The 26,745-nt window shown below is 67.8% G+C and carries 23 protein-coding genes and 1 pseudogene; 8 read left to right on the top strand and 16 right to left on the bottom strand.

From position 1 onward, the window contains the following. Position 1: 1 nt before the first annotated feature. From K6T50_RS17120 to K6T50_RS17075, 10 genes are all read right to left on the bottom strand, one after another. Positions 2 to 1,009, bottom strand: a complete 1,008-nt coding sequence (locus K6T50_RS17120) for a GNAT family N-acetyltransferase (RefSeq protein ID WP_222609449.1) — start codon at positions 1,007 to 1,009, stop codon at positions 2 to 4. A gap of 142 nt (positions 1,010 to 1,151) precedes the next feature. Continuing rightward, on the bottom strand, positions 1,152 to 2,219 hold the full coding sequence (locus K6T50_RS17115; protein WP_225935483.1) for a polysaccharide deacetylase family protein: 1,068 nt from the start codon (positions 2,217 to 2,219) through the stop codon (positions 1,152 to 1,154). After that, positions 2,216 to 3,247, bottom strand: coding sequence for a DUF354 domain-containing protein (locus K6T50_RS17110; protein WP_222609448.1), 1,032 nt, complete (start codon positions 3,245 to 3,247; stop codon positions 2,216 to 2,218). The genes K6T50_RS17115 and K6T50_RS17110 overlap by 4 nt, the downstream gene beginning before the upstream one ends. A 5-nt stretch (positions 3,248 to 3,252) precedes the next feature. Further along, a complete protein-coding gene (locus tag K6T50_RS17105) occupies positions 3,253 to 4,821 on the bottom strand; it encodes an alkaline phosphatase family protein (protein WP_222609447.1) in 1,569 nt (522 codons plus the stop codon). Continuing rightward, positions 4,818 to 5,627 carry a hypothetical protein gene (locus tag K6T50_RS17100; RefSeq protein ID WP_225935482.1) on the bottom strand — a complete coding sequence of 270 codons (810 nt, stop codon included), beginning with the start codon at positions 5,625 to 5,627 and terminating at the stop codon, positions 4,818 to 4,820. Before K6T50_RS17100 ends, K6T50_RS17105 begins: the two co-directional genes overlap by 4 nt. Then, positions 5,624 to 6,988 (bottom strand): nucleotide sugar dehydrogenase, encoded by a 1,365-nt coding sequence (locus tag K6T50_RS17095; RefSeq protein ID WP_222609446.1) that lies wholly within the window; start codon positions 6,986 to 6,988, stop codon positions 5,624 to 5,626. The genes K6T50_RS17100 and K6T50_RS17095 overlap by 4 nt, the downstream gene beginning before the upstream one ends. Continuing rightward, positions 6,985 to 8,004 (bottom strand): Gfo/Idh/MocA family protein, encoded by a 1,020-nt coding sequence (locus K6T50_RS17090; RefSeq protein WP_225935481.1) that lies wholly within the window; start codon positions 8,002 to 8,004, stop codon positions 6,985 to 6,987. The genes K6T50_RS17095 and K6T50_RS17090 overlap by 4 nt, the downstream gene beginning before the upstream one ends. Then, positions 8,001 to 9,125, bottom strand: a complete 1,125-nt coding sequence (locus K6T50_RS17085; protein WP_222609445.1) for a DegT/DnrJ/EryC1/StrS family aminotransferase — start codon at positions 9,123 to 9,125, stop codon at positions 8,001 to 8,003. The genes K6T50_RS17090 and K6T50_RS17085 overlap by 4 nt, the downstream gene beginning before the upstream one ends. Then, complete coding sequence (locus tag K6T50_RS17080; RefSeq protein ID WP_222609444.1) at positions 9,122 to 9,715, bottom strand: acyltransferase; 594 nt, start codon at positions 9,713 to 9,715, stop codon at positions 9,122 to 9,124. The genes K6T50_RS17085 and K6T50_RS17080 overlap by 4 nt, the downstream gene beginning before the upstream one ends. A 332-nt stretch (positions 9,716 to 10,047) precedes the next feature. Beyond that, the gene (locus tag K6T50_RS17075; protein WP_222609443.1) at positions 10,048 to 11,448 is read right to left on the bottom strand and encodes a hypothetical protein; all 1,401 of its coding nucleotides are present in this window, start codon (positions 11,446 to 11,448) and stop codon (positions 10,048 to 10,050) included. A gap of 224 nt (positions 11,449 to 11,672) precedes the next feature. Here K6T50_RS17075 and K6T50_RS19345 point away from each other — a divergent pair. Beyond that, a pseudogene (locus K6T50_RS19345) lies at positions 11,673 to 11,852 on the top strand (DUF7563 family protein); the annotation flags it as partial. A 472-nt stretch (positions 11,853 to 12,324) separates the two neighbouring features. Then, a complete protein-coding gene (locus K6T50_RS17070) occupies positions 12,325 to 12,576 on the top strand; it encodes a HalOD1 output domain-containing protein (protein ID WP_222609442.1) in 252 nt (83 codons plus the stop codon). A 51-nt stretch (positions 12,577 to 12,627) separates the two neighbouring features. Here K6T50_RS17070 and K6T50_RS17065 read toward each other — a convergent pair whose 3' ends face one another. Together K6T50_RS17065 and K6T50_RS17060 are read right to left on the bottom strand one after the other, a co-directional pair. After that, on the bottom strand, positions 12,628 to 13,629 hold the full coding sequence (locus tag K6T50_RS17065) for a GNAT family N-acetyltransferase (protein ID WP_222609441.1): 1,002 nt from the start codon (positions 13,627 to 13,629) through the stop codon (positions 12,628 to 12,630). After that, positions 13,626 to 15,236, bottom strand: a complete 1,611-nt coding sequence (locus K6T50_RS17060; protein ID WP_222609440.1) for an alkaline phosphatase family protein — start codon at positions 15,234 to 15,236, stop codon at positions 13,626 to 13,628. The genes K6T50_RS17065 and K6T50_RS17060 overlap by 4 nt, the downstream gene beginning before the upstream one ends. Positions 15,237 to 15,698: 462 nt before the next feature. Here K6T50_RS17060 and K6T50_RS17055 point away from each other — a divergent pair, with 462 nt between their 5' ends. After that, on the top strand, positions 15,699 to 17,684 hold the full coding sequence (locus K6T50_RS17055; protein WP_222609439.1) for a hypothetical protein: 1,986 nt from the start codon (positions 15,699 to 15,701) through the stop codon (positions 17,682 to 17,684). Positions 17,685 to 17,695: 11 nt separating this feature from the next. Then, complete coding sequence (locus K6T50_RS17050; RefSeq protein WP_225935480.1) at positions 17,696 to 17,902, top strand: hypothetical protein; 207 nt, start codon at positions 17,696 to 17,698, stop codon at positions 17,900 to 17,902. A 266-nt stretch (positions 17,903 to 18,168) separates the two neighbouring features. Here the strand turns inward: K6T50_RS17050 and K6T50_RS17045 are convergent, their stop codons facing one another. The 3 genes from K6T50_RS17045 to K6T50_RS17035 form a co-directional block, all read right to left on the bottom strand. Then, on the bottom strand, positions 18,169 to 18,408 hold the full coding sequence (locus K6T50_RS17045) for a HalOD1 output domain-containing protein (RefSeq protein WP_222609437.1): 240 nt from the start codon (positions 18,406 to 18,408) through the stop codon (positions 18,169 to 18,171). 104 nt (positions 18,409 to 18,512) lie between these two features. Then, a complete protein-coding gene (locus tag K6T50_RS17040; RefSeq protein WP_222609436.1) occupies positions 18,513 to 18,719 on the bottom strand; it encodes a hypothetical protein in 207 nt (68 codons plus the stop codon). A 99-nt stretch (positions 18,720 to 18,818) separates the two neighbouring features. After that, positions 18,819 to 19,760: a DMT family transporter gene (locus K6T50_RS17035; protein WP_222609435.1), complete on the bottom strand. Its 942-nt coding sequence runs from the start codon at positions 19,758 to 19,760 to the stop codon at positions 18,819 to 18,821. A gap of 167 nt (positions 19,761 to 19,927) precedes the next feature. Here K6T50_RS17035 and K6T50_RS17030 point away from each other — a divergent pair, with 167 nt between their 5' ends. After that, positions 19,928 to 20,413: an Lrp/AsnC family transcriptional regulator gene (locus K6T50_RS17030; RefSeq protein WP_222609434.1), complete on the top strand. Its 486-nt coding sequence runs from the start codon at positions 19,928 to 19,930 to the stop codon at positions 20,411 to 20,413. Between the two features lie 34 nt (positions 20,414 to 20,447). Here K6T50_RS17030 and K6T50_RS17025 read toward each other — a convergent pair whose 3' ends face one another. Next, the gene (locus K6T50_RS17025; RefSeq protein WP_222609433.1) at positions 20,448 to 21,554 is read right to left on the bottom strand and encodes a GNAT family N-acetyltransferase; all 1,107 of its coding nucleotides are present in this window, start codon (positions 21,552 to 21,554) and stop codon (positions 20,448 to 20,450) included. Positions 21,555 to 21,827: 273 nt separating this feature from the next. On the opposite strand from K6T50_RS17025, the gene K6T50_RS17020 reads away from it, so the two are divergent. The 3 genes from K6T50_RS17020 to K6T50_RS17010 all read left to right on the top strand — a co-directional run bounded on the left by K6T50_RS17020 (position 21,828) and on the right by K6T50_RS17010 (position 26,641). Further along, positions 21,828 to 22,415 carry a gluconate 2-dehydrogenase subunit 3 family protein gene (locus K6T50_RS17020; protein ID WP_222609432.1) on the top strand — a complete coding sequence of 196 codons (588 nt, stop codon included), beginning with the start codon at positions 21,828 to 21,830 and terminating at the stop codon, positions 22,413 to 22,415. Next, positions 22,412 to 24,055, top strand: coding sequence for a GMC family oxidoreductase (locus tag K6T50_RS17015; protein WP_222609431.1), 1,644 nt, complete (start codon positions 22,412 to 22,414; stop codon positions 24,053 to 24,055). Before K6T50_RS17020 ends, K6T50_RS17015 begins: the two co-directional genes overlap by 4 nt. A 147-nt stretch (positions 24,056 to 24,202) precedes the next feature. Next, on the top strand, positions 24,203 to 26,641 hold the full coding sequence (locus K6T50_RS17010) for a hypothetical protein (protein ID WP_222609430.1): 2,439 nt from the start codon (positions 24,203 to 24,205) through the stop codon (positions 26,639 to 26,641). Positions 26,642 to 26,745 lie beyond the last annotated feature (104 nt).

The following is a 26,745-nucleotide window of genomic DNA, read 5'->3' as shown; positions in this document are numbered from 1 at the left end:
GTCACCTGCTCATGAGCCGGTAGGCTGTCTTGGCAGCGCGCATTCCCGCGCCCTCGGACTCGACCGTGTAGTACGGCACGAGGTCGGCGCCGAACTTGCTCTTGTACCGGCAGAGTCGCTCGGTGTTGGCGCCCATCAGGTCGTACGTATCGACCGATCCGAGGGGTTCATCGGCGGCGATGTCGCGGACGATCCGCCAGTGGAGCGCGCTGTTGACCGTCGTCCCCTCCAACGTCGCGACCGCGCCGCCGAGCCAGAAGTACGCGGCGTCGTTTGAGTACAACACGAGTATCCCGCTGACGAAGTCGCCGTCGGCGTCGCGGACGACGTACGGGCGACAGCGGTCGACCGCCGAGAGCGCGTCGGTGAGGTCGCGCACGTAGGGCCACGTCATCGTGAAGCCGCGGTCCTGCTCGGTGTAGCGGTCGCGCGCCTGCTCGTAGATCCGACGCACGTCCTCGCGGTCGCCGACCTCGAACGAGCAGTCTACGTCCTCGGCGTCGCGGATCTCCCGCCGGAGGCTCTTCGAGAAGGACTTCAGTATCGCGTCGGTGTCCTCGTCGACCGGGAGGTGGTAGGTGAACGTCGGCTCGACCGACAGCGACGACCACCCGAACGGACGCGGGTCCGCGTAGCTGGTCGGACACACCATCCGGAACAGCGTCGTCGACGCGTCGACATCGAACTCCTCCAGTAGCCCCTCGGCGAACCGGCCGTTGACGCGTTCGCGCTTGCGCTGTTTGGGGCTGGTCGGCATGACGAGCGGCCCGAGCCGGGGGATCCCGAACCCGGGCGGCGGCGACAACGCGGCCGTGCCGAACGCCTGCTCGCGAACGAACACCGGCGCGAGGCCGATCGCCTGTTCGCCCTTGTACCCGCCGTAGAGTCGCAGTTCCCCCCTCGCGTGCGCGTCGAGCGTTTCGAGCGCCTCGGGCGTGTGGAACACCTCGAACCCCTCGTTCGGGAGTGCCTCGTCCCACTCCGCCAGTGAGAGCCGTCGGATATCCATGTACGGAGAGGGGGGGTCGAGCGGGGGATTGTTATACGGAGGGTACCACCGGAGACGACGGCGATCCGTCGAAACGGCGCGAGGCACCGAACGGCGAAACGGGCGGGAAGCGACGGGTGTGCAGGCGGTCGGTGTTCGGTCGCTACCGCCCCTCAGACTGGTCTCGCGCCGTCGAGTCGGCCGGCGTCCTCGTCGCCGCGGAAGTGGCCGCCGCCGCGACGCCCCCCGTCCCATCAGCGCCACCCAGACCAATCTCCTCATAGAACTGTCCGGGCGACCCGACCCACGCGCCGAGCTCCTGAGCCCGGCGGATCAGCTTCCGATAGATCCGATCGTAGCCCGGGAACTCGTCGGGGGCGAAGTGGCGCAGGTGCCACAGCACGCTCATCACCGCGCCCTCCTCGCGTGCTTCCTCCAGAAGGGCCTCGCAGACGGCCCACGCGGCGTCGAAGTCCTCGCCGGGGTCGGGGATCGACTGCTCCATGATCGTCAGCGGGAACACGACGAACCCGTCGTCGGCGCCGAACGGGCGCCTGATCCCGTGCCCGTGATGAAAACCGGGCTCGGCGCTCGTCCCGAGGCTACAGTCGTAGCGCAGTCCGAGCGCGCGCTGGTGCTCCCACGTGTCGGGCGTCTTGAGGTTGAGGTAGTGCTGGCGGCCGCCGGCGACCGCGTGGCCGACGACCGACTCGACCGTCTCCTTCTCGTCGCGCATGCGCTCGCGGTCGTCGAACGACTCGTAGGAGCCGTGGAGGCCGATCTCCCAGCCGCCGTCGTCGAGCGCGCGGAACGCGTCGCGGATCTCGGGGGACGTGGGATCGTACCGGCCGGCGAACAGCTGCCAGCCCTCCATCGTCGGCCACTCCGCGGCCGGGCGGTCGCGGAACAGCCGCTGTTCGTCGAGCATGTAACACCCCGAGCGAACGCCGAGATCGTCCTCGAGCGCCATCAGCTCCTCGAAGCGCCAGTAGGGGTTGACGCCGGGGACCAGCGTCGAGAGGTGGTACGCGCGGCGGTCCGACTCGGTCGCCGCGTAGTACAACGACTGGTACGTCTTGTACGGGCGGTCGATGTCGTGGGTGAGCAGGAGGCTGAACTCGTGGCCGTCGGGGACGGGGCGCTCCTCGGGGGGCTCGCGGCCGTCGGGCCACGTGATGTCGTCGTTGCCGGGGAGGAACGCCGGTCGCCCCGCGTCGCCCGAGCGGCTCACGACGTACCCACCTCCTCCGCGAGTTCGACCATGAACGCCGTCACGTCGATCTTCTCCCCGAGGAGGCGGCGACGGCGGCGGCGCCAGCGGTCGGCGGCGTCGGGATCGGCCGCGAGCTCGACGGCTCGCTCGACGACCGCGCGCTCGTCAGCGATCGAGTCGACGAGCCCCAGCTCCGCGAGCGTCTCGAAGTTCCCCATGCTGGACTCGTAGGGGTCGTACCGGACCGTCGGCGTCGCCAGCAACGCCGCCTCCGTCGCCATCGTCCCCGAGTCGCCGACGTAGCAGTCGGCGTACGCCAGCAGGTCGTGGGCCGCGTCGGGCGCGACGGGCGCCTCGTACGGAGCGAGGTCGTCGGGGAGGGCTCCCTCGCTGGAGAGGTACACCGCGCCGGACTCCCCAAGCCGATCTACCAGCTCGCGGACAGTGTCGGGGTCGAAGCCGGCGGCGCCGGCGTCGTGATGGGCGCTCCACTCGACGAGTCGGACGACCGAGAACGGCTCGTCGGGGTCGACGCCGGCGTCCGTGAGCCGTCGCGGATCGGGATCGAACCGGGCGGGGTGGAGGTACGCCAGCTCGTGGTACCCCTCATACCGGATCTGGTGGGTTCCCGCGTCGCGGGCGAACTCCGCCGGCGTGCAGACGACCGACGCGAACGGCGTCGTCGCGCGATCGAGCAGTCCCGCCTGTTCGGTGTCGTGAAAGACGACGTTCGGCGCGCCGACGAGCCGGGAGACGTACGCCGCGGTCGGGTTGAGCCTGCTGAGGACCACGTCGGGGCGGAACCCGGCAACCTGCCGGAGGAGCCGGGCCCCGCGGGCGGTCCACTCGCGGGCGACGCCGGCGGCGCCGCCGGCCTTCGCGGACAGCGGGACGTGATCGATGCCGTACGCGTCGAGCAGATCCGTGGTCACGTCCTTCTCGCGGCTGACGACGCGGACCGCGTGTCCCCGGTCGTCGAGCTCCGCGATCGCGTTGCGAAAGAGGTGGACGTGCGCGGGGTGGCTCACGTCGACGAGAACGCGCATGGGACTCACTCCAGGTAGCCCAGGTCCGCGAGCCGGGCCTCGACCTCGGCGTCGTCGGTCTCCCCGCCGGCCCGATCCCCGGAGAGCGGTTCACGCGTCCGGATCGGGTGCTCCGCCGGGTCACATCCGGGCGCGAACACGTCGAGCACCTCGCCGTCGAGGTCATCGGGGACCGCCGCGCCCATCGCGTGCAGCAGGGTGGGCGCGAGATCGACGATGCGGGCGCGCTCGGTGAGGCCGTCCGACCGGAAGCTGGGCCCCGAAAAGAGGAACACGCCGTCGGGCATGTTGCCGCCGAGCCAGACGCCCGAGTCGGCGACGGGCTCGTCGGGACCGATCGCGTCGCTCGTGTGGACGCCCTCGCCCTGGTCGAGGATGAGGTCCGGCGCGCGGTCGGCCGCGTGCCCGGTGTAGTGTTCCTCCCCGCGGTACACCGCCCGAACCAGCGGCGTCCCCGTCTCGGGGTGGCGAAGCGACTCCAGCCCCTCGATCAGCTCGGTGCGTAGCTCCTCGTAGCCGGGGTCGTCGCGCGAGCGCGTGAGGTAGATGGGTCCCTGGTTGCTGGCGACCGCCTCCGTCTCGTCCCAGTCGAGGATCGACAGCACGCGGTCGCGCTTGACGCCCTCGTCCCACGGGATGACCTTCTGGATCCCCTCGGGCACGACCCGGCTCAGGGTCTCGACCATGCCGAGGCGCTTCGCGACCGAGAGCGCGCGTTCCCGGGTGATCCCCGCCTTCCGGAGCGCGCCGTCGATGTTGTTCTCGACGGCGAGATACCCCTGCTGCTGGAGCCAGACGTTCACGTAGAACACCGCGTCGACGTAGCAGGTTCCGTGATCCGACATCACGAGGATGTCGTGTCCCTCGTCGAGGAAGTCGCCGAGGTGGGCGTCGATGCGCTGCCACGCGCGCTCGACGGGCTCGCCGTCGTAGAAGTAGTGCTGCAGCGCCATGCTGTAAAACACCGTGAGGTGGAGGAAGTCCGGGTCCTCACGCTCCATGAGCGCCTTCGCGGCCTCGAATCGCAGGTCGATCAGGTCGAGGACCGCCTCGACCTCGGCCTCGCCGGTCTCGCTCGGGGAGATCATCGGGCTCGGGTGGACCCGGTAGTCGAGTTCCTCGCGAAGGAACGACTCGACGCGTTCGGGCGTCGCGAACCCGCGTTCGAGCGATCGGTACTCCGTCTCGGAGGCGTCGGGGCCGCCGGCGACGACGAACCCGTCGAGCTCCTTCGGCGGGTACGTCGAGGGTTTGTTGATCACCCCGGCGGAGATCCCCTCGTCGTTGAGGTAGTCCCACAGCTCCGCGCTCTCGAAGTCGGTCGCGTCGTGGAACACGTGCGTCCGGCTCTCGGTGTCGATCCGGTCGAACCGGTACACCCCCAGCTTCCCGGGGTTCTTGCCGGTCGAATAACACTTCCAGTTGGGGACGGTGATCGGCGGCAGACAGCTCTCGGAGACGCCGCCGACCCCGTCGTCGATGAGCCGTTGTAGGTTCGGGAGGTCGCCGTCGTCGAGCCAGTCGCCGATCAGGTCCCAGTTCGCGCCGTCGAGGCCGATGGTGATCGTCGTCATGATGTGGATGAAGGGGTTGCCGGCGGGCGGACGAGCCGCAGTCCGCGTTTCACGGCGTTGATCGCGCCGTCTTTCGTGCGTTCGACGAGCAGTTCGGGGACCGAGTCGGCCCACCGTTCGGGGTGGACGAGCAGGCAGCCGCGGTCGACGGCGCCCTCACGGAGGAGCGCCGCCAGTTCCGCCGTCTCGCCGACCGAAACCGCCTTGGCGCTGTCGCCGACGGTGTGGTCCTTGATCTTCAACGCGCCGTCGCGCCAGGTGCGGCCGGTGTCGGAGAAGTACGTCACGTCGACGAAGTCCATCGAGAGGTACGCCTCGCCGAGGAGGTCGTACGCGCCGAACGCCGGCGCGTCCGGGGCGGTCCACATGTCGCGGTTGTCGTGGGGCGATAGCGGGTTGCCGTGCATGCAGACGGTCTCCACGTCGCAGTAGCGCCGGAACAGGTGGAGGTGTCGCGCGAACCGGTCGTGAGCCTCCCCGAGGTCGCCGTCCGCGCGGACGTAGTCCTCGTAGTGGTAGCCGACCTCGTGACCGAGCGATTCGAGGGTGCGGACGAACCCCGGGTCGAACGTTCCGGTTCGGACGTAGTAGGTCGCCTCGATACCACGGTCCGCCTCGATGCGAGCCATTCGCGCGGCGTTGCGGACCTTCCGGTCCACATCGTGACGGAGGAGGAGGAACCGCGCGGGGCGGTCCTCGGCCGGGGTGGCGAGGTAGTCGGCGACAGTGAGGAACTCGTATCCCCCGTCGTCGGCCGCATCGAGGAGGTCGACGTACGCCTCGGTGGTGAAGCCGTCCGCGATCACGGTCCCCTCCCGACGACGTACACGTCGCGTTCGAGCCCGTCGTCGTCGAGCGCGTCGCGCGTGTCGATCAGGACCGTCGACGACGGGTAGGCGTCCCAGTCGATGGCGTCGAACTCCTCGTGGTCGGTCGCGAGCACGACCGCGTCGGCGTCGATGGCGCCGACCTCCTCGGGGTGAACCCACGTCGCGGGGATCCCCTCGGCGTCGACGAGCGGGTCGCTGGCGTACACGGTCGCGCCGCGGTCGTCGAGCGTCCGACAGATGTCGATCGCCGGGCTCGCACGCGTCTCCGCGACGCCGGCGCGGTAGGTGATCCCGAGGACGACGACCGTCGACCCCGCGAGCGAGTCCCCCCGCTCTTCGATCCGAGCCTCCAGGAGGTCGACAACGTGGACCGGCGTCGCGTCGTTCACCTCGCGGGCGGTCGCGAGCAGCGGCGCGGGCGTCTCCAGCCAGTTGAGCACGAAGTACGGGTAATACGGGATGCAGTGGCCGCCGACGCCCGGGCCGGGGTCGTGGATGTCGCAGTACGGCTGCGTGTTCGCCACGTCGATCGCCTCGCGCACGTCGATCCCGAGTTCCCCCGTGAACCGCGCCAACTCGTTCGCCAGCGCGATGTTCACGTCGCGGTACAGTCCCTCGAACACCTTCACCGCCTCCGCGGTCGTCGTGTCCGAGACGGGGATCACCTCGTTCGTCGTCAGCTCGTCGTACGCCAGCGCCGCCGCGCGCGTGCTCTCGGCGTCGACGCCGCCGACGACCTTCGGGTGGCTCCCGCGCACGTCCGCGAGCGCTCGACCGCTGGAGGTGCGCTCGGGACAGAACGCGATCCCGAACTCGCCGTCGTCGAGTCCGCTCTCGTACCGCAACAGCGGCGCGAGCACATCCCGACAGGTGCCCGGCGGGAGCGTCGACTCGACGCAGACCAGATCGCCCGGCGCCAGCCCCTCCGCGATGTCGCGCGCGACGCTCGTGACGACCGAGGTGTCGGGCTGGTGGTCCTCGGTGATCAGGGTCGGGACGATGACGACGTGGATCCGGGCGCCCTCTGCGGCCGCGGCGCCGTCGGTGGTCGCGCGCAGCGCCCCGTCGGCGACGAGGTCGGCGACCGCCTCGTCGAGGCCGGGCTCGTTTCGCACGTGACAGTCCCCGTCGTTGACGCGGTCGACGACCGACTCGTCGATATCGACGCCGGTGACGGTTCCTGTGGTCTCGGCGAAGACGGTCGCGATGGGGAGGCCCATCTTTCCGAGGCCGTAGACGGTGACCGGGTACTCGCCGCGGGTGAACGCCTCGCGTTGGGCGGATTCGGACCTGTCGCTCCCGTACAGCGGCGCGGCGAGCTCGGCGCGTTCGCTCATCGCGTCGCCTCCTGTCGCGCGGCGAGTTCGTCCTCCATTCCGATCACGCCCTCGACCTGCCGGGCGAACTCGACGGCCGCGAGGCCGTCCTCGACCGTGACCATCGGCTCGCTCCCCTCGCGGACCGCCTCGACGAACGCACCGAGTTCGGCCTTCAGCGGCTCGCCCGTCTCGACGAACGGTCGCTCGACGACGCTCTCGGTGCGGTGGCGGACCGTGCCGTTCGACTCCACGTACTCGGGCACCTCGCTGCGGTGGATCTCGACGGTCTGTGCGAGGTAGTCGACGACGACCAAACACTCGCGGGCGGTGATCTCGAGCCGTCTGACCTTCCGACGGGTGACCCGACTGGCCGTGAACGTCGTGACGGTGCCGTCCTCGTAGACGCACTGGACGGTGGCGTAGTCGCCGTCGGCCGCGCCGGTCGCGCCGAGCGTGCCGGGACGGGCGTCGATGACCGCGTTGATCACGTCGATGTCGTGGATCATCAGGTCCGAGACGACGGTGCCGTCCAGCTCGCGGTCCGTCGGCGGACCGAGTCGACGCGCGTCGACCGCGAGCACGTCGAGGTTCGGGAGGATCCGCATCAACGTCCGTACCGCCGGGTTGAACCGCTCGACGTGTCCCACCTGAACGGTGACCCCGGCCTCCTCGGCCCGGGCCGCCAGCTCGCGTCCGGTCGCGAGGTCGTCGACGAACGGCTTCTCGACGAGCGCGTGCACGCCGGCGTCGATACACCGTTCGAGCACCGGCGCGTGCGCGCTCGTCGGGACCGCGACGCTCACCGCGTCTGCGACCCCGAGGAGGTCGTCGGTGTCGTACGCGACCGTGCCGTACTCGCGGGCGACGCGCTCGGCCGCCTCGGTGTCCATGTCGGCGACGCCGACCAACTCGACATCGGCGAGCTCGCGGTAGACCCGGGCATGGTTGCGCCCCATGCTCCCGACACCGACGACACCCACCCGAACGGGTCCGTCCGTGGCCGCCTCCTCGGCGGCGTCGTTGGCGGCGCTCACGAGTCCACCCTCCCCTCGTCCGCGGCCGCCTCGGGTACCCGTTCGCTGTGGTCGAAGCGCTCGACCGCGTCGACGACGGCCTCCAGGTCGGCCACCGAGAGGTCGGGGTGGACCGGCAGCGAGAGGACGCGCTCGGCCGCGCGCTCGGCGACGGGAAGCGACACGTCGACGTCCGGATACGCCGGCTGCTCGTGGATCGGCAGCGGGTAGTACACCGCCGAGGAGACGCCGTGGTCCGCCAGGTGCGACTCCAGCAGGTCGCGGTGATCCGAGCGGACAGTGTACTGGTGATACACCGGCGTGCGTCCGTCCGGTTCGGCGGGCGTCTCGACGGACGTGCCCGCGAAGTGCTCGGTGAGGTAGGCGGCGTTGCCGCGGCGCGCGAGGTTGTACTCGGGGAGCTTCTCCAGTTGCGCGCGGCCGATGGCCGCACACAGGCTCGTCATCCGGAAGTTGTGCCCGACCTCGCCGTGGCGGTACTCGACGGTTCGTCCGTGGTCACAGAAGCGGGCGGCGCGCTCGGCGAGCGCCCCGTCGTCGGTGGTGATCATCCCGCCCTCCCCGCTGGTCATGTTCTTCGTCGGGTAAAACGAGAAGCAAGCGGCGTCGGCGAGGCTTCCGACGGGTTCTCCCTCGTAGGTCGCGCCGTGAGCCTGCGCGGCGTCCTCGACGAGCGCCACGTCGTACTCGTCGGCGAGCGCGCGCAACCGGTCCATGTCGGCGGGCATGCCGTAGATGTGGACCGCGAGGATCGCGGCCACGTCGTCGCGCTCGGCGAGTACCTCCTCGACGCGAGCGGGATCGAGCGTGAGCGTCGTTGGCTCCACGTCGGCGAACGCCGGTTCGGCGCCGGCGTGGACGATGGAGTTCGCGCTCGCGATGAACGAGAACGGCGTCGTGACCACCGCGTCGCCCTCGCCGATCCCGAGCGCCTCGAAGGCGGCATGGAGGGCCGTCGTCCCGTTGGTCGTCGCCACCGCGTGCTCGGTCCCGCAGTACCGGGCGAACTCCCGCTCGAACGCTCGGACCTCCTCGCCGTCGGCGAGCTGGCCCGAATCGAGCACGTCGAGGACGCGCTCGCGCTCGTCGGCTCCGACGTCGGGACTCGCGAGGGGGATCACTGGTCGTTCCCCCCCTCGAGCTCCGGGGGAAGCGGACGGAACTCCGCGGGCGATCCCACCGCGAGCGTCCGCGGGGGAACGTCCTCGGTGACGAGCGCGTCGGCGGCGACGAACGCGCCCTCGCCGACGGTGACACCTGGGAGGATCGTCGCGTTCGCGCCGACGGAGACGTCGTCCTCGAGCGTCGGGGCGTCCAGGTCCGCGTCCGTCCGAAGCGGGTACGGGTCGTTCGTGAGCACCGCGTGGGGACCGAGGAACACCCGGTCGCCGAGGGTGGTGCCGGTCGGACAGTACACGCCGGTCTGAATACTCACGTCGTCGCCGACGGTGCAGTCGCCGTCGAGGACGGCCTGCGTGCCGACGAGCACGTCGTCGCCGGCTCTCGTCCCCTCTCGGACGATCGCGTGGTGGCCCGTCGTGAACCGGTCGCCGACGACCACGTCGGCGTAGACCACGGTTCCCTCGCGGATCGTCGGGTCGGCGCCGAACGTCGGCCCGCGTCCGCCCTCGCGTTTGAGGATTGCGTCAGAGTGGATGTCCGATGCGGAAGTTCCACCGTCCGTCTGTGCGTGACCGTACACGTCGGTCATTCCGCGTTACCCTCCACAGCTATCGCGGACCGGCCCGAGTCACGACATCGCCGATCCGTCTTCGTTTGCTGTGCGACGTTCCGCTCGACTGTTCTGAGTGTGGACATGTTGCATCTGCCGCCGGTGGCGGTTGTCTGTCGATGGCCCGGTCAACTCATTGTTATAAACGCGCTTATGGGGCGTTAGAAACGGTCTGATCGGATGACGGCTCCGCCCCGAACACCTCGAATGCCGTGGGTTCAACGGGACACGTATCCCATCCGTTCGACCCGATGCGTCGGATGAGGGTAACCTGTACCCGCGTCGTCGGGGATCGGCTCAGTCGGCGTTCATCAGTCGGTGTCCTCGTCCCTGACACAGTGAAAGTCTGCGGTCGTACCATTATCGGATGGAGACCCGACGGTCACGTTCTGTCGTTCGAGCGTCGATCCTTCCAAATCAAACGGAATGCCAGTGACACTGATGGACGTGTCCCGGACTTCACCGACGATATTCTGGAGTTTAAAGCCGTCGCGGTCCGTGCCCATCTGTCTGATGCACAGATCCGAGAAGGAAACGCCGCTCCGATTAGCAGCCTGGACTACTGCACCGCCGCTGGCTTGGCCCTCGATCGAGACGCCCTCACAGGTGAACGGTCCGTCGATGTGCCGCTCATCCGCAGCGCTTTTCAGGCGGATAGCGTTCACTCCGTCGGCATCGACACGGATGCGGCAGTTGCGAACCGTCGCCGAACTGAGTTCCGATGAGAACACGATCGCCCCGTCACTGGTGGTGACCTCCAATAGTTCGACGAAGCAGTCCTCGACTAGGATCGATTCGCCGGCACGCAGTCGGATTCCACGCATGTTGGCGCCGCCGCCGGTCGCATCGTCGCATCGAACGTGGACCCCGCGCACGACGGCACGGTCCGATGTTTCGATACGGACGTTCGCCACGCCGTTGTTCCGATACCGGCCGCCGATCACGTGGACGCTGCCCTCCGGAGGATCAGCGTACAACCCGTTGTCGGGGAAGCCATCGATCCGACAGTCGACGAACCAGAGGTCGCCACGGTTATCACCAACCTGACAGCCAGTCACTCTCGTGTCGGCGGGGGCGCCGTCGAGCATCTGAAGGTCGCGGACTATCCCACGGCCCGATGGGTTCAGCACGTCGACGCGGATGAGGTCCTCGTCCACGTCAGCCTCGCCCGTCACGGAGACCGATTCGAGCAGCACCGAGTCGGACGCCCGTGCCAATATCGGACGCCCGCCGGTGTTGTCGGCGAGGTAGTCAAAGTCGACCCCGATGCACAATGCCGTGCCAACTGGGTCCGGCCACCCGAACATCAACAACTGTTCGGTGTTTCCTTCGTCAGGCATAATCGACGCTTCCGGACCTACGATACCGACCCGATCGACATCGCTCACGGTGACGGTATCCGAGAGGCGAAACTCACCAGGTGGTAGGTACACCAGCGTGTCGGGACCCAGGTGCTCCGCGAGCAAGCCGTGAATGCTGGATCCACCGGTCGGGTCTGCGCCGACCGACGAGAGATCCAACACGTCTTCGAACCCCCATCGGGACGCGATCCGTTCGAGTTGCGACTCTGTTTCCTCCGTCGCCGGCGGCGTCCGGTCGCGATCAGTCGTCTCCACCGTCTCGGTCTGTGGCGAGCGACCGTTACAGCCGGCGAGCCCCGCTGCTTGGACGGCGATGCACCCTTTGAGGATTGATCGCCGAGTGTGCTTCACACCGATTCTGTCGGTGCACGCAGGATAGTTATTAAGTCCACACAGACGGACTTGTGCCAGTAAACCGATCCTACCGGAGGTCCGTCGGGCGACACGAAAGCCACGTGACAGTGTTGTCGGGTGAGCAACGCGAGAGTAATTTCGACGTAAACGACACAGTCGGGAGTTATTCACTGGATGTCGGAGTATAACAATACCAATTCCGTCCCCCGTGAGCGTGTATGCCAGAGTGTGTGACCTGCGGAAACCACGTCACGGAACGGTTCGCACGGGTGTTCGGGGACAACAGAAACGTGGTTCGGCGGTGTATCGGATGCTCGCGGGCGGCGGACCTCGACGAGAGTCCCGCTCGCGACGAGCGTGACCACGCGATCGAGGAGCAACCGTTGACGACCTGGAGCTGAGGGACGTCGGCTGACGACGTGGAACCGAGGGACTGCGCGGCCGAACACGCGACGTTCGGTTTTCACATTCTCGGTTCGACCGGCTCCCCGATCGGAGGGGGCCCGACGAGTTTCACTGGGACGCGGTTCCCCCGGGGTGAGTGGCTTGGACGGCCAGTATTGTTCGTGATGAAAAAGTCTATTCTGACAGTGGCCCGACCGATACGAACGACCGATACCGTTATTTATATACTCCAGGCCGTCGTGATCAGGTATGTAATATTCCCGTATACTATCACCCGTTCACGTCGGAGAGTTGTGAGAACGGGTGTGAGCGGGCTCGAAGCGGTAGTCTACTCGTCCGGCGGAATGTTCCCGATCGTTGATACACGGTGGAGGCGTATCGGAGCTTTTATGAATAAAAACCAAATAGACTGACCCGAGCAGTTGTGTATATATGACGGTTGACAATAGCACTACGGGGGGGATGGAAATGGAGACCCCGACTTACCGAACCGATTGGACGGAGTTCGAGCGCCCGAGTACCGCCGTTGTGGTCGCCGTCGCGGAGGCGATCGGCGTCGAGGCGGATCAGCTCCCGGTGCTCAACGAGTACGTCGACGGGGACGCCCTCGACACGCTTCTCCGGCGGTCGAACGCCGGCGTTGAGGTGTCGTTCGAGTACGACACCGTCACCGTTCGAGCGTCGTCCGACGGGCGGCTCGACGTGGAGTCGCTCCGGTAGCGTCGACGGGGTCGAACGGGACGGATCGGCGATCGAACGCGGTGGGGAGGTTCACCGCAGTTTATTATATAACGACACGGCTACGTCCATCGTTCGGGAGGCGTGCTTTACCCGGTAGTAGGGCACGAGGTCGGGGGCGAACTTCGCCTTGTACTCGGCGATCCGGGGGGTGTTCGCGCCCGCGAGGTCGAACGAGCGCACCCCTCGACCGGCCGCGCGTCGGCAGTACTCCCAGTCGATCAGGTCGTTCGCGGGGAGGTCACAGGGCGGCTTCGCCGAGCCCACCCACCGGATCGCGGCGCCGTGGGCTTCGAGGCAGACAGTTCCGGCGGTGAACTCGCCGTCGATCCGACAGACGACGGGACGGACAACCCCCTTCGGCGCCGCCTCGTATAGGTCGACCACGAACGAGGAGTCGATCGGGAACGGCTCCCCCTGCTCGGCGTGGCGCCGCCTGGTCTGTTCGACGATCCGCTCGATGTCCGCGGCGTCGCCCGGAAGGATCTCGTAGTCCACGTCGTAGTCGTCGGTGACGTTGCGTCTGGCGTCCGAGCTGAAGCTGTCGAGCAGTTCCTCCTCGGACCTCGTGATGTCGACCACGTACGTGTAGCGCGGATCCGCCTCGTACTCGTTCCATGAGAACGGGCGAACGTCGTCGTACCCCGGGGGTGTGCGGACGTTGACGAGCCCGGGGTCCATCGAGGCCGACAGATGCTCGACGGTCCGCTCGACGAACTCGTGGTGTTGGCGGTCGAGGCGACGACGCTTCGGCGCGTCGCCGCGGACGACGAGCGTGGGGCCGAGGTACGGTACCTTCAGGTCCGGCGGCGGCGAGAACACACCCGAGACCGGGCCGCGGTCCACCTCGAACACCGGAAACAGCCCCACCGGCTCCTGTCCTTTGAATCCGCCGAGGCGGTGGAGCGTCGCGCCCGCCGCGGACGCGAGCACGTCCAGCACCTCCGCGTAGTGAAACGGCGTCGGCGTCGGGGCGTGTTCGAGGTAGCCGTTCCATCGTTCGTCGTCGTCGACCGGCCGAACCTCGATGCTCATCGTTCTCCCTCCAGATACCCGAGGTTCGAGAGCCGATCCTCGACGGTTCCGGTGCTCGTTCGTTCGGTGTCCCGCGGCGAGAACGGCGCGTACTCGGCCGGGGGCACTGACGCCACCGGCGGGAGCGTCCCGCCGTCCATCCGGTCGCTCGGAGGGACCCCGAGGGCGGACAGCACCGTCGGCGCGACGTCGAACAGGTGGGCGTCCTCCAGCGGTTCGTCGGCGTCGACGCCCATTCCCGTCACCGAGACGACTCCCGTGGGCTTGTGGTTCCACGGCTCCGAGGGCGGGCCGAACTGCTCGTCGCGGACCGACGCCGAGAGGTACACGTCGAACTCCCGCGGGACCGTGACGATGTCGACCGCGTCGTCGACGTGGGGGCCGTGAAACACGTCCTCCGCCGGGACGACCGCCTCGAACGCCGGTTCGCCGTCCGGCGTCCGGACGGCCTCCAACGCCTCGATCAGGTCCTCGCGGACCGAGGCGTACTCGCTCGGGGAGACCACACCCTGCGGGTCGCGCCCCGCCTTGTTGATCCGGACTCCCAGTTCCGTCCGCGAGCGCATGTACGCCGCGGACGCGGGGAAGTCGACCCGCTCGGTCGCCGCCCGGACCGTCTCCGTCGAGACGCGATCGAGAACGAACCCGTCGATCCGGAGCGCGGACAGCAGCCTGTTGATCCGTTGGCTGGTGATGCCGACGGTCGCAGCGGCCTTGACGGCCCGGCTGGCGAAGGACGGTGACGCGTCGCCGTCGCGAGCTACCTCCCCCCACGACGGCATTCCACCCTCGCCGGTGGTCGTTCGAACGTACGAGGACTCGCGGAGAAAGGAGTTCACGCGGAACTCGTGTCCCTCGTAGGGACCGATCCCGTGATCGCTCGCGACGATCACCGTGTCGGGATCACACACGTCGAGGATCCGTCCGATCTCGTCGTCGACGGCGGAGAACACCCGCTCGACGGCGCGGTCGTCAGTCGGCCGTTCGTGGAAGACGGTGTCCGTCTGTTGGAACTGGACGAACCCGAAGTGCGGGTCGTACTCGTCGGCCAGGTGGCGGAAGGCGTCCCCGCGCATCCGGACGAGCCGCTCGTACCAGTCGATCTCCTCCTCGTCGGTCGCGTCCTCTGGCGCGTACACGCGGTACTCGCCGATCTCCTCGCGGAGGTCGTCCAGGAGGCCCGCCGGGTGACAGGTCGGCTCCTCGGGGGCGACGTACCCGGGCACGAGCGCGCCGTCGAACGGTCGCGGGGGGTCGGTCACCGGGACGTTCACGACGACGCTTCGAAGCCCCCGTTGATCCAGCAGCTCCCACAGGGCGTGCTCGTGTACGTCGCCGCGGTCGACGAGGTCCCAGTCGTACCCGTCGAAGCTGAGGAAGTCGAATACGCCGTGCTTACCAGGGTTAACACCGGTGTACAGCGACGGCCACGCGCTGGGCGTCCACGGGGGAAGCTGCGACGCCAGATCGCCGACGGCACCCCGATCGAACAGCGATCCGAGCGTCGGGAGTATTCCCTCCGCACGTAACGGATCGAGCACGGACCACGAGGCTCCGTCGATCCCGATCAGAAGGGTCCGTAGCTCGGTTTGGTCTCGGTCGCTCACGGCCGAACCTGGGTCGAGTCCGACCTTTGTTATGATGAGCGCCACCCGTAGGGTGACCCAACGTCGACCGGGTACGGCTCCTCCTAACCGGTAGTCACGGCGAACTCACGGTCGGCTCGGCGTACTTCGTCGAAGGGACGTTCGAGGCGGCCGGGTCGTACACCCTAGAGATCGCTACGTGAGATAGCGATTCTCGGGTTTTTATCGTCCCTACCGCTCGTTTGTTGTCGATTACTGACGCGCGCTCGTTGCTGTCAAATCAGAAGGACGAACGTACCGCCTCCACCGGCACGCCGGCGCGGACCCGCCGATCGTGAATCCATTTCGTAGTTATTCGGTAGTTACTCGAAACAAACGGTACGGGGAACGTACCCGCGTTCGACCGTAAGTAACCGTATCTTACCGCCGATCGGGAGGGAATTCGTCAGATCCTACTTGTGTGTATTCGCTCCCTTACCGTCCATGGCAGACAGCCATACTGGGGACGCAGACGAGAAGGAGTCGACTACTGAACAGAAGTCGGAGGATACCGCCTCCGCGAGCCGCCGAACGCTGCTGAAGGGGATCGGCGCGTTCGCGACCGTCGGCGGCGCCGGCGCGCTGGCGAGCGAGGCGGCCACCGCAGCTGGCGACTTCGGCGAGTACAGCTCGCCCAGCGGCGAGGTCAGGATTCCGGCCGGCGAGTACACTTGGAACGACGACGACCTCGACATCGGCTCGGGCGACGCCCTGATCGGCGAGGGCAACCCCGGCGACGTCGTCGTGAACCTCGAGGGAGGCACGATGGACGGCTGGATCGAGGGACGGCTCGAGAACATCGTCGTCCGCGGACGCAACAATGAGGCCCGTGCTGGACTGTACGTCGTGTCCGGCTGTGAGATAGACGGATTCCATTGGCCCGAGGGCGGGAACCAGTCGCGAGACCGTGCGATGTACAATCCGGAGGGGGGGGAACGTGCGGTCGTTCGAAACTCCTCGTGGGCGTGGATGGGCAACAACGGTGCCTATACCGACAAGCTCCCGATGACATTCGAGAACTGTGTTGCGGCCAACAGCAACATCTCGAACATCCGGATCGGTCACCGGCGCGGCACCGACGTCAACGAGACGACGTACGTGCGTAACTGCCTGATCGCGGTGACCGACCCGGTGCGCACCGACGACACCAACGTGAGAAACGGTCGCGGGCTCCGTATGCGCCACCCGGGTAACTTCGTTGTCGAGAACTGTTACTTCGTCGCGATGGACGTCGACGGCGTCGGCAACCCGATCGTCGCGCACGACGGTGCCGCGGGATCGACGCTCACGGTCCGCAATTGTCACTTCTACAACGACTCCAGTGGGGACATCATTCGCGACAAGACCGGCGGCGACATCGACGTGACCGTCGAGAACTGTACGTTCCAGGGCTCCGGCAGCGACGGGATCGAGCCGGACTACGACGGGAACGGTATCGTTGCCGGTTCCCCGGAGTTCCCGCTGCCCTCGGACATCACCGGCTACGCGGTCTCCGACGAGATCGAAGGGATCGAGCCGGGCGTTGGTCCGTGGGGCGACGGTTCGGTTCCCGTCGAACCAGACCCCGCCGAGTACGACCACACGCTGGTCCTCCACGCCGACGCTGACAACCCGCAAACGGACAGCGCCACGCCCGGAGACTTCGACATGGACATCGTGGTGACTGGGGAAGCGACGTACGGAGACGAGGCCGAGCCCGGCTCCGACACCATCACCACTACCAGCGATGGGAACACGCTGATCGAAGTCCAAGACCTCCAGCCGGACGAACTGGACTCGTTCCGCTTCAACGGCGAGGTCGTCGACTACGTCGTCGACGACGGCTACGAGTACTCCGTCTCGCTGAACGGGACCACGACCACCTTCGAGGAACTCGTCAACGGGGAAGTGCCGACCGACGACGGGTCGGGCGACGACTCGTCCGGTGACGGGTCCACGGACGACGGATCCACCGACGATGGTGGATCGAACGACGGGAGTACGGACGACGGATCCACCGACGACGGGTCCACGGACGACGGATCCACCGACGATGGTGGATCGAACGACGGGAGTACGGACGACGGATCCACCGACGACGGGTCCACGGACGACGGGAGTACGGACGACGGATCCACCGACGACGGGTCCACGGACGACGGCGACCGCACGTACGACGACGACCTGTCGAACCAGGTCGTGGTCAACGGCGCCGACAACGGCAGTCCGACGAACTACACGTTCACCGTCTCCGGCGAGGTCGTCCGAGACACCGAGGCGAGCAGTAAGACGGAGGACGGCACCGACTGGGACCGCGTCGAGGACTTCGCGCGCGACGGCAAGGTCATCGGAGTCGTCGGGTCCGGCGTGGACGCGTACCGGTTCAGCGGCACCCTCACGGGAGTCACCGTCGACGGCGAGGCGGACCTCACGATCGAACGAGGGGCCTGATGCCTCGATCGATGACCGACGCCTGGCGAGAGCTTCCCCCGAACCCGGACCCGCTCGATGACCTGGGCTACGACCTGATCGAGTTGGACTTCATCCCCACCTCGACGAGCGGCGGGGAGGAGGTGCTCGTGCTCCCGACGGACGAGGACCTGCTCCGTGAGGACGCGTTCATCGTCGCCGACCGCAGGAGCGTGACGGAGTTGTCCGACCGGGCCTGATCCCGTCGGACGGCCTCGGTTCCGCCGAACAGACTCGATCTCGAGCCGCAGTCCCCTCACCGGTGGGGCGAGTTGACCCCCCACCGATACGCTGACGCGACCCCCCTCCACGCCCTCCGGATCGACCCCGCTCGCCGCCGTCTCCCTTCGTCAGTGTTCGCCGACCGCCGAATGCCGAACGTCGGCCGCTTCCGGCCGCATGTTCGGCCGCGACGGGTCGACCCGGGCGTCTGCCACACCACCACGTCCGCGGTTCTCCGACACCATCACGTCCGCGGTTCTTCGACCCCCGTATCCGAGGTGAACTCGGTGACCGGCGCGTACACCTCGATCACGTCAGGGGTGATCCGGACCCAATGGCCCCACAGCGCGAACGACACCGTCGCGGTCGGCGCCTCCGCGAGGGCGTTCAATGCGTCGGTCTCGACGGAATCATGCAACACGGATGGCTGGGTATCGGGATCGATCCCGAGCCGTGCGAACAGTAACACCAGTTGTTCGGACACGGTAAGCCACCGGCTCCGCGGGTCGACGGCGATGGGTGACCGCTCCTGGATGCTCGGGGTCAACACGGTCGGGTACAGGATCTGTTCGATCGACGGCGAATCTGTTACCGTCGTTCGAGACGACGCCGTGACGACTGGGAATCGTCCCCCGGTTGCACACGAAGGACATCGAGGTACTGGAGCGCGGTTCGGATGTGGTAGCGGGCTTCGTCGGACTCGGTCGTCGCGAGCGCACGCCGTAGCGACCGCTCCAGCTTCGGAAGTCCCGTTCCGCCGTCGGGGAACTCGATCGGGCGGTCGGCAGTGTCCATACTTCCCAGTCGGAGGTCGGTCCCAAAGTTATAACCACGCTTCGCGTCGGCCTCTCGAAACATCGGTCGGCCTACTGCGCGGTCCGGCCGATCGATCCCTCACGGAAGCGCCGCGCGGAGCCGTCCGACCGCACCGCCCGCGGCGTCTCTGAGGGCGTTCCCCTCGACGAGCGCGAAGCCGCCGAGCACGAGGAGAAAGCCGATCACGGCGCCGTCGGTCGGCACGTAGCCGAACAGCGCGAACGAGAGCCCGGCGGCGGCGATGGGTTCGAGATAGCCGACGAGCATCGTCCGCGTCGCCCCCACCGAGTCGAGCAGCCGGAAGTACAGGAGGAACGCGATCACGCCTGGCCCGACGACGAGAAACGCGAGCGTCGCCACCCCCGTCGTCGAGACGACGACCGTCTGGGCCTCGCCGAGTGCACGGCTCCCGCCGTGAAGCAGGACGGCCCCGACCAGCATCCCCCACCCCTGCAGTGCCGCCGCCGAGATCGTCGGCCGAACCCGCCGCAACAGGACCGTCCCGACGGCGAACGCGACGGTCGCCCCGAACACGAGTAGCGTGCCGGTCGCCGGGATACCGCCTGCTGATCCGGGATCCGTCACCGCGACGACGCCGAGGAACCCGAGAGCGACCCCCAGATACTGGACTCGACCGAGTTCCCCCGCGCCGAGCACGTACGGCGCGATCAGCGCAGTCAGGACTGGCGAAAGCGCGACGACCGCGGAGGCGACCGCCCCGGGGACCGTCCCCTGTCCGACGTACAACAGCGCGTGGTGTGCGAAGACGACGAATACCGCGAGGCTCGCGACGGCGGCGAGGTCCCCTCGTGTCCGCGGCAGCACGCGTCCACCCCCAACGGCCGCGACCGCGAGCACGAGCACGCCCGCGAGGTCGTACCTGATCGCCGCGAACAGCAACGGCGGCCACTCCTTCACGCCGGCCTCGATGGCGACGAACGACCCGCCCCACAGCGTCGCAAGGATAACGAACAACACGCCGGTCGTCGGCGCGGTTCTCCAAACAGAACGGAGATTCATTGATTCTATTCCAACAAAAGAGAGTAGAGTTGATAAGCACTTCTACTTTTGCCGAGTGTGATCAGACGTGTCTCTCACGAATGTTCATTCTCTTCGAATGAGGTTCGGATCGAGCCGTGATCCTCGGAGCGGATGGAACTATCAGGCTCGCCGTCGGGGGAGTCGGTATGGACGAGCGCGACGTTCGCATCCTCAAGGCGATCGCCGACCTGGGGACCGGGAGCCCCGAGCGGATCAACGAGGAGACCGGGATCCCCGTCTCGACCGTGCACTACCGGCTGAACAACCTCCGGGAGGCCGGCGTGATCACCAACGACCTGTACGACCTGGACCTCGAGGCGCTCGGATTGGGCGTGACGGTGCTCGTCGAGGTGCTCGCCGACTACGCCGGCGAGCACGCGGACGTCGCGTCGACGATCACCGAGATCGAGGGGGTGACGACGCTGTTGTCGACGATGGGCGAGACCGACTTCGTCGCGGTCGCGCACTTACCCGACGACAAGGCGGTCGGGCGGTTGCTCCGGGAGTTCGAGCGGATCCCCGCCGTCGAGCGGACCAACTCCACGTACGTCATCGAGACGCTGTACGACGACGCACGCGCGCTCTCGTCGTACTCGACGGATTCGCTCGTCGAGGCGCTCGTCGACGAGTGAGCGGGCTGACTTGGGTAAGCGCCGCGGCGGGGCGCTACTCCGTGTCGATCTGTGACCGACGATACCGCGTACGTGCGAGGTCGTAGACGGTCGACGCCCCCGGAAGCGTGCCGCGTTCCCAGCGGCACAACTGGACCGGCGTCCCGCCGTACTTCTCCTTGAACCGAAACACGGAGTTGGAGAAGTGCGGCGAGACAGGCCCGAACGAGTAGCGGTCGTACCCCTCCTGCATCCCCCACTTGATCGCCCGCTGGTGGAGAAGCTCCGAGGGGTAGCGATCGAAGTCATCGCTGTCGCCGATGGCGGACAGCCAGTGGTGGAGTACCGAGCTCTCGTCGTCGAGGAGATAGACGTACCGTCCGACCTCGTCGCCGTCGACGACCGCCTTGAACAGCCTGACGCGCTCGGGGATCCGCGCCGCGATCGCCTCGAAGAACCGCAGCGGGAGTCGGTTTCCACCAACCCGTTCGATGTTCGAGACGTACTCGTCGTGCGTCCGGTTCAGTTCGTCGCCGAACGGACGGATCTCGACCTCGTAGTCCTGTTCGAGCGCGCGGCGTATCCCGCGGCGCCGTCCCTTGTCCATGTTCTCGAGGACGGTTTCCCAGTCGTCGTCGAGGTCGAGAACGAACGTACATTCGGTGATCTTCGGAGTGTATCCCAACGATTCGAGGAATCGCCCGTACCGGACGGCGTCGGGATCGAACGTCTGAACGTAGTGGGAGACCGTTCTGGGACCGTTCGTCAACGCGGCAGGATCGAAGAGCCGGGCGAGGATCTCGAGCTTGTCGCTCGTCACGATCGGGCCCCCGTAGCCGGGAGGCGGCGGTTGCACGATCTCGAGCGGAAGCGCGTCCGCGACCCGATCGCCGACCTCGCCCGGTAGCGGGAGGTCGGCCGCGAAGTTCGGGAGAAATCCGACGGGGTTGTCGCCCTTGCGCACGGTGACGTGCCGCGGCTCGACGTCGAGACCCTCCTCGACGGCCGCCAGCCAGCCGTATCGGTGGAACAGCGTTCCGCCCTCCGACTGCGTCACGAGGTTGTTCAACTGGTTCTCGCGGATTTCCTCGATACTGCGACAGGTCGTGGACTCAAGACGGGAGGAATCACCGGCGGATCCGCCCGTTGCGCTCTCGAACATGTGGTGATTCCGAAACGCGTCTGCGGGTTTTGCTATAGGTCTGTTACTGAAAGTAACCGGATTCGACTGTCGAGCCCGCGATCGCTGCCGACACGTACAGTCGCCTTACCGGGCATGTTCGGGTCGCCGCCCGACGTGGTCCCTGCCGCAGTAAGTCCGCCATTCGTGTCAGATCACCCGCGGCCGTCCCCGATTCGAAGACGAGCGGGCGCCGAGCGTCGCCCGGATCGAGAGCGCAACCCTCTTGTTTAGGTTGGCCTAATCGGTTCGCGAATGCAGCTCTCCCGTCGCGACGCGATGCTCGCGCTGTCGGCAGCGGGCGTCGGATCGCTGGCCGGCTGTGGCGCGCCGGTTGCGAGCGACGGCCCCGGCGACGGCACCACCACCGACAACGACGACGCCACCGACGACGAGAACGGGGGAGCGGGCGGCGACGCAGTCGGCGACCACGAACTGTCGACGCTGATCGCGGTCGCGCACGCGGTGTATCCCTCCGCCGTCGACGGGGTGGACGAGTTCGTCCGCACCTACACCGGGGGCCGCGTCGACGGCGACGGCGCGTACGCCCGCGGGGTCGCCGAGGCGGTGGAGACGCTCGACGACTACACGGAGAACCTGTATGGGGTCCGGTACGCCGACCTCGGGGACGAGGAACGAGCCGAGGCGCTGGACGTGATGAGCGTCGACGTGGTCGACCCGGACCCCGACGGCACCGACCCCCAGCGGGTCCGCCACTACCTCGTGAACGAACTGCTGTACGCGCTGTACGCCTCGCCGACCGGCGCGTCGCTGGCGGGACTGGAGAACCCCCCGGGGCATCCCGGCGGCACCCGGTCGTATCAGGAGGGGCCGGATCGATGACCTCGACCGAAACCGACGGCACCGAGCGCGTGGACGGCTCCGGCGTCGCCGACATCGACCGGACGCCGTCGCCGCGGGTCGACGTGTGCGTCGTCGGCGCGGGACCGGCGGGCGGACTCGTCGCCGCGGAGCTGTCGGCGGCCGGCCACGACGTGGTCGTGCTGGACGCCGGTCCTCGGTTCGATCCCGAGGACCGCACCGAGCGGATGGAACGGCACCTCCGGCCGGGCGTTGACGCCCCGGTCTGGGACACCGACCCCGAGCGCGACGCCTACAGCAGCACCGGCGATCGGTACTACCCGCTCAACGCCGCCCGCGTGAAGGGGATCGGCGGGAGCACGCTCCACTGGCAGGGGATGGTGATGCGGATGCACGAGCAGGACTTCGAGCTCGCGTCGGCGACCGGGATGGGCGCCGACTGGCCGATCGAGTACGACGACCTCCGCCCGTACTACGCCGACGCCGAGGAGGAACTGTCCGTGTCGGGCGCCTCGGACAACCCCTTCGCGCCGCCGCGGGAGGAGCCGCACCCGCTGCCGGCGTTCCCGCCGTCATACTCGGACTCGCTGTTCGCGGAGGCGTGTGAGCAGGTCGGCCTCGCGACCCACTCGGTGCCGAACGCCAGGAACTCCGAGCCGACCGACGAGGCGAGCGCGTGCGTCGGCTATGGCACCTGCAGACCCGTCTGCCCGTCTGGCGCGAAGTACGACGCGACGCGCCACATCGATGTCGCCGAGGCGAACGACGCGCGCGTGCTCGACCGGGTTCCCGTCCAGCGGCTCGAACACGACGACCGCGGAGAACGCGTGACCGCAGCGGTGTACGCGACGCCTGACGGCGAGGAGTACCGTCAGGAGGCTCGCGAGTTCGTCGTCGCCGCCGGCGGGGTGGAGACGCCGCGGCTCCTCCTGCTCTCCCGGAGCGAGTCGTTCCCGGACGGGCTCGCGAACTCCTCGGGACTCGTGGGGCGGTACTTCATGGACCACCTGTTCGCGGGGATGGGCGGCACGCTCGACGAGCCGACCCGCCAGAAGCACGTCGGCTTCAACACCACCGAGAGCCACCAGTTCTACGACCGACCGGACGGCTCCCGCACAGCGATCAAGCTGGAGTTCCTCAACTACGCCGGTCCGTCGCCGGCGGACATCGCCCTCGGCGCGGACAGCTTCGGCGACGATCTGCTGGAGGAGATCCGCGAGGGATACGGCCAGCACGTCGCGATGGGCGCACTCGTCGAGCAATTGCCCCGGAGGGAGAACCGGATCCGGCTGGACCCCTCGCGGACGGACGACCACGGGAACCCCGTCCCCGACGTGGTGTGGAGCCTCGACGCGACGACGCGCCGGACCATCGAGCGCGCCAACGAGATCCAACGAGAGGTGCTGAAAGAGTTGGGCGTCGACATCGGCTGGACGGTCGGCCCCGACAACACCGGCCCCGCGTATCACCACATGGGGACGACCCGGATGGGCACCGACCCCGCCGAGAGCGTCGTGGACCCCCAGTTGCGGACGCACGACCTCGCGAACCTCACGCTCGCCGGGAGTTCGGTGTTCGTCACCGGCGGCGCGATGAACCCGACGCTCACGATCGCGGCGCTGTCGCTGAAGGCGGCCGACCACATCGACGAGCGGTTGTAGGCCGTCGACGGTGTCCATATCGGCTTCCCGTTGTCGATCGGTTCCGTACGGTTTGGACGCCGTGTGGTAGCTTTATTACCCTCCCGAAGAATTCGCGGGCAGCCAACATGTATTGGTACAGACACGGACCGAGTCGGGTGATCTCGGATGAGTAGCGACCCCGACAGCGACGACTGGGGAGCCGACTCTCAGCCGGACGCCGACGACGTGCTTGAGCAGTTGGCCGCCAAAGCCAGCGTCGACGACAGTGTCGCGGACGCGACGGTGGTCGAGACACACCGGGAACGTGCGCAGCGTCGATCGGAGCGAATTCTCACGGCCACCGACGGGAGCGCGAAGCGGAGCTGGATCCTCCCCGGGACGTACGAGCGACAGTGCGACGACCGAGTCGCGTACGCTGACCGATACGACGCCGCGCCGGATGGCCTGGAGACGAAGCGCGTCCCGTACGTCGAGACGGGCCAACCGGTCCAGACCTGTCCCGGCTGTGACGGCACCGAACGCACGACCTGTTCCAGATGCGGGGGCGACAAGGAGGCGGACTGTCGTACCTGCCACGGTGACGGGAAGACGACGTGCTCGGCCTGTGACGGGGACCCGGTCACCGAGTGCGACGCATGCGAGGACGGCACCCAGCCCTGTTCGTCGTGTGGCGGAAGCGCGTCCGAGGACTGCCCGGAGTGCGGAGGAACGGGCGGGCACACCGAAACCGGGCAGTGTCCACGCTGTGCGGGCGACGGCTGGATCAACTGCGAGGACTGCGACGGCGAAGGCGGCGAGTGCGACACCTGTGGGGGCGAGTCGACCGTCGACTGCCCGCGCTGTGACGGCGACGGCGTCGACGACACGTGGATCGACTGTTCGACGTGTGGCGGCCGGAAGTCGCTCGGCTGTAGCAGTTGCGACGGGACCGGAACCGAGCCCTGCGACACGTGCGGCGGGACGACTACGCTCTCGTGTGACGCGTGTAACGGGTCGGGAACCGAACCCTGCGACAACTGTGACGAGTCCGGCGTCGTCCGCTGTACCGACTGCGACGAGCACGGAACGGTAACGTGTGGGCAGTGCGACGGCGTGGGCGAGGTGGTTCACGCGGTGAGCGGCGAACTCGTGTTCGACGTGGACACGACCGTCGAACTCGACACCGAACGCGTTCCCCGCGACTGGATCTCCAGTCAGGACGGCACGGTCGTCGACCGGGAGCGAGAGGACCCCGAGAACGAAGGGGGAGTGTACCGCCGCGTCATCGAGCGGGAGGAGATCCCGGCGGTGACGATCACCTACCGGCACGCCGGTGGCGAGTACGAGGCCGCCATCGTCGACGGAACCCTCCGGTACGACGACGCCCCCAAGCCGGCGGAGAACATTCACGCACAGATCGAACACGCGGTCGATACGGGGGTCTTCGAGTACGACTCCGGCCGGTCGTTCGGCGAGACCGTTCGCGCGGCCCCGGGGGCGCTCGTGGGGGACGCCGCCCGCATCACTGCGGGCGTGCTGCTCGCCTCGGTCGTACTTCTCGGCGTCGGGCTGGCGACGACACTGGTTCCGATCGGCGACGGACTCCAGGACGCGATCGGCGTCGGAGCGGCCGGGATGGCCGCGTTGTGGTACGCCCGCCGAACCGGTGCCAGCGACGACGCCATCGCGACGGCGTCCAACGGCGGCGGTCTCCTCGCGCCGGCGATTCTCGGTGTCGCAGCCGTCGGAGCAACGATCCAAGGCGTTGTCGGCCCCGCGTCCGGGCTCCTCGCGATCGCGCTTGCGGCCGCGCTCTGGAGCAGGCGGGTGGCCGATCGACTGGCGTTCGAGCGAGCCCGCGTCGAGCACCGGGTCCGACAGCGGCGGACGTTCCTCGAGAACACACTCGACGGCCGGCCCTCCGAGGTGGCCGCGCTCGGGCTCGCCGACCTGCTTCCGAGCCCCGAGCCCGTGCCGAGTGGCGATCTGCTCGACCGTGTTAGCAGTCTGGTGGTCACCGTCGGGTTTGGCGCGAACGTCTGGGTCGCGGGCCTTCTGGCGCTCGGGGCCGTCGGCGGGGGGAACCTTCTCCTCGAGTACGTCGGGTTCGGGACAGTACTCGTGGTACCCGCGGCGACCGCGCTCGTCGCGACGGCTTCACTGTCGGTGCTCGCCCTCGGGAGGTTCATCCAGGGCGATCCTGAAGCGGACCTGGACCCCGATACCGAACCCCGGAGCCGCCGGTCGACGGACTCACGCGGGTCCGTCGATCCGGAGGGTTTGGCCCAGTCACGCGAACCCGCCCAGTCGCGCGAACCCGTCGAGTCGCGCGGACCGACGGGGGCGACCGGGTCGAACGGTTCGACGGACCGACTGAACGACTTCCAACTCACGCTGCTGTACGGCATCGATCGGGGAGAAGGGAACACGGGAGTCGAGATCAAAGAACGGATGGTGGATCTGCACGACGACCCGACGGCCGAGGCCGGAGTCGATCCCGCCCTCCGACAGTTGACGCGGAGGGGGTACCTCCAACAGACCGACAGGGGATACTTCACGACGCGAGCCGGTGAGGAACTGATCCGAGAACACGAGGATCGAATCGAGAAACGGGTCGACTCGTAGCCGGGACCCGCCGAAAGCTCGTCATAACGGAGGCCTGCGGGCAGAATCGACCCGAGATCGAACACACCGGGATCGGACACACCGCCCGATCGGACCGGGGTTTT

This window comes from Halobaculum magnesiiphilum (genome assembly GCF_019823105.1).
GTDB classification, from domain to species: domain Archaea; phylum Halobacteriota; class Halobacteria; order Halobacteriales; family Haloferacaceae; genus Halobaculum; species Halobaculum magnesiiphilum.
This window is presented reverse-complemented; position numbering and strand designations above follow the sequence as displayed.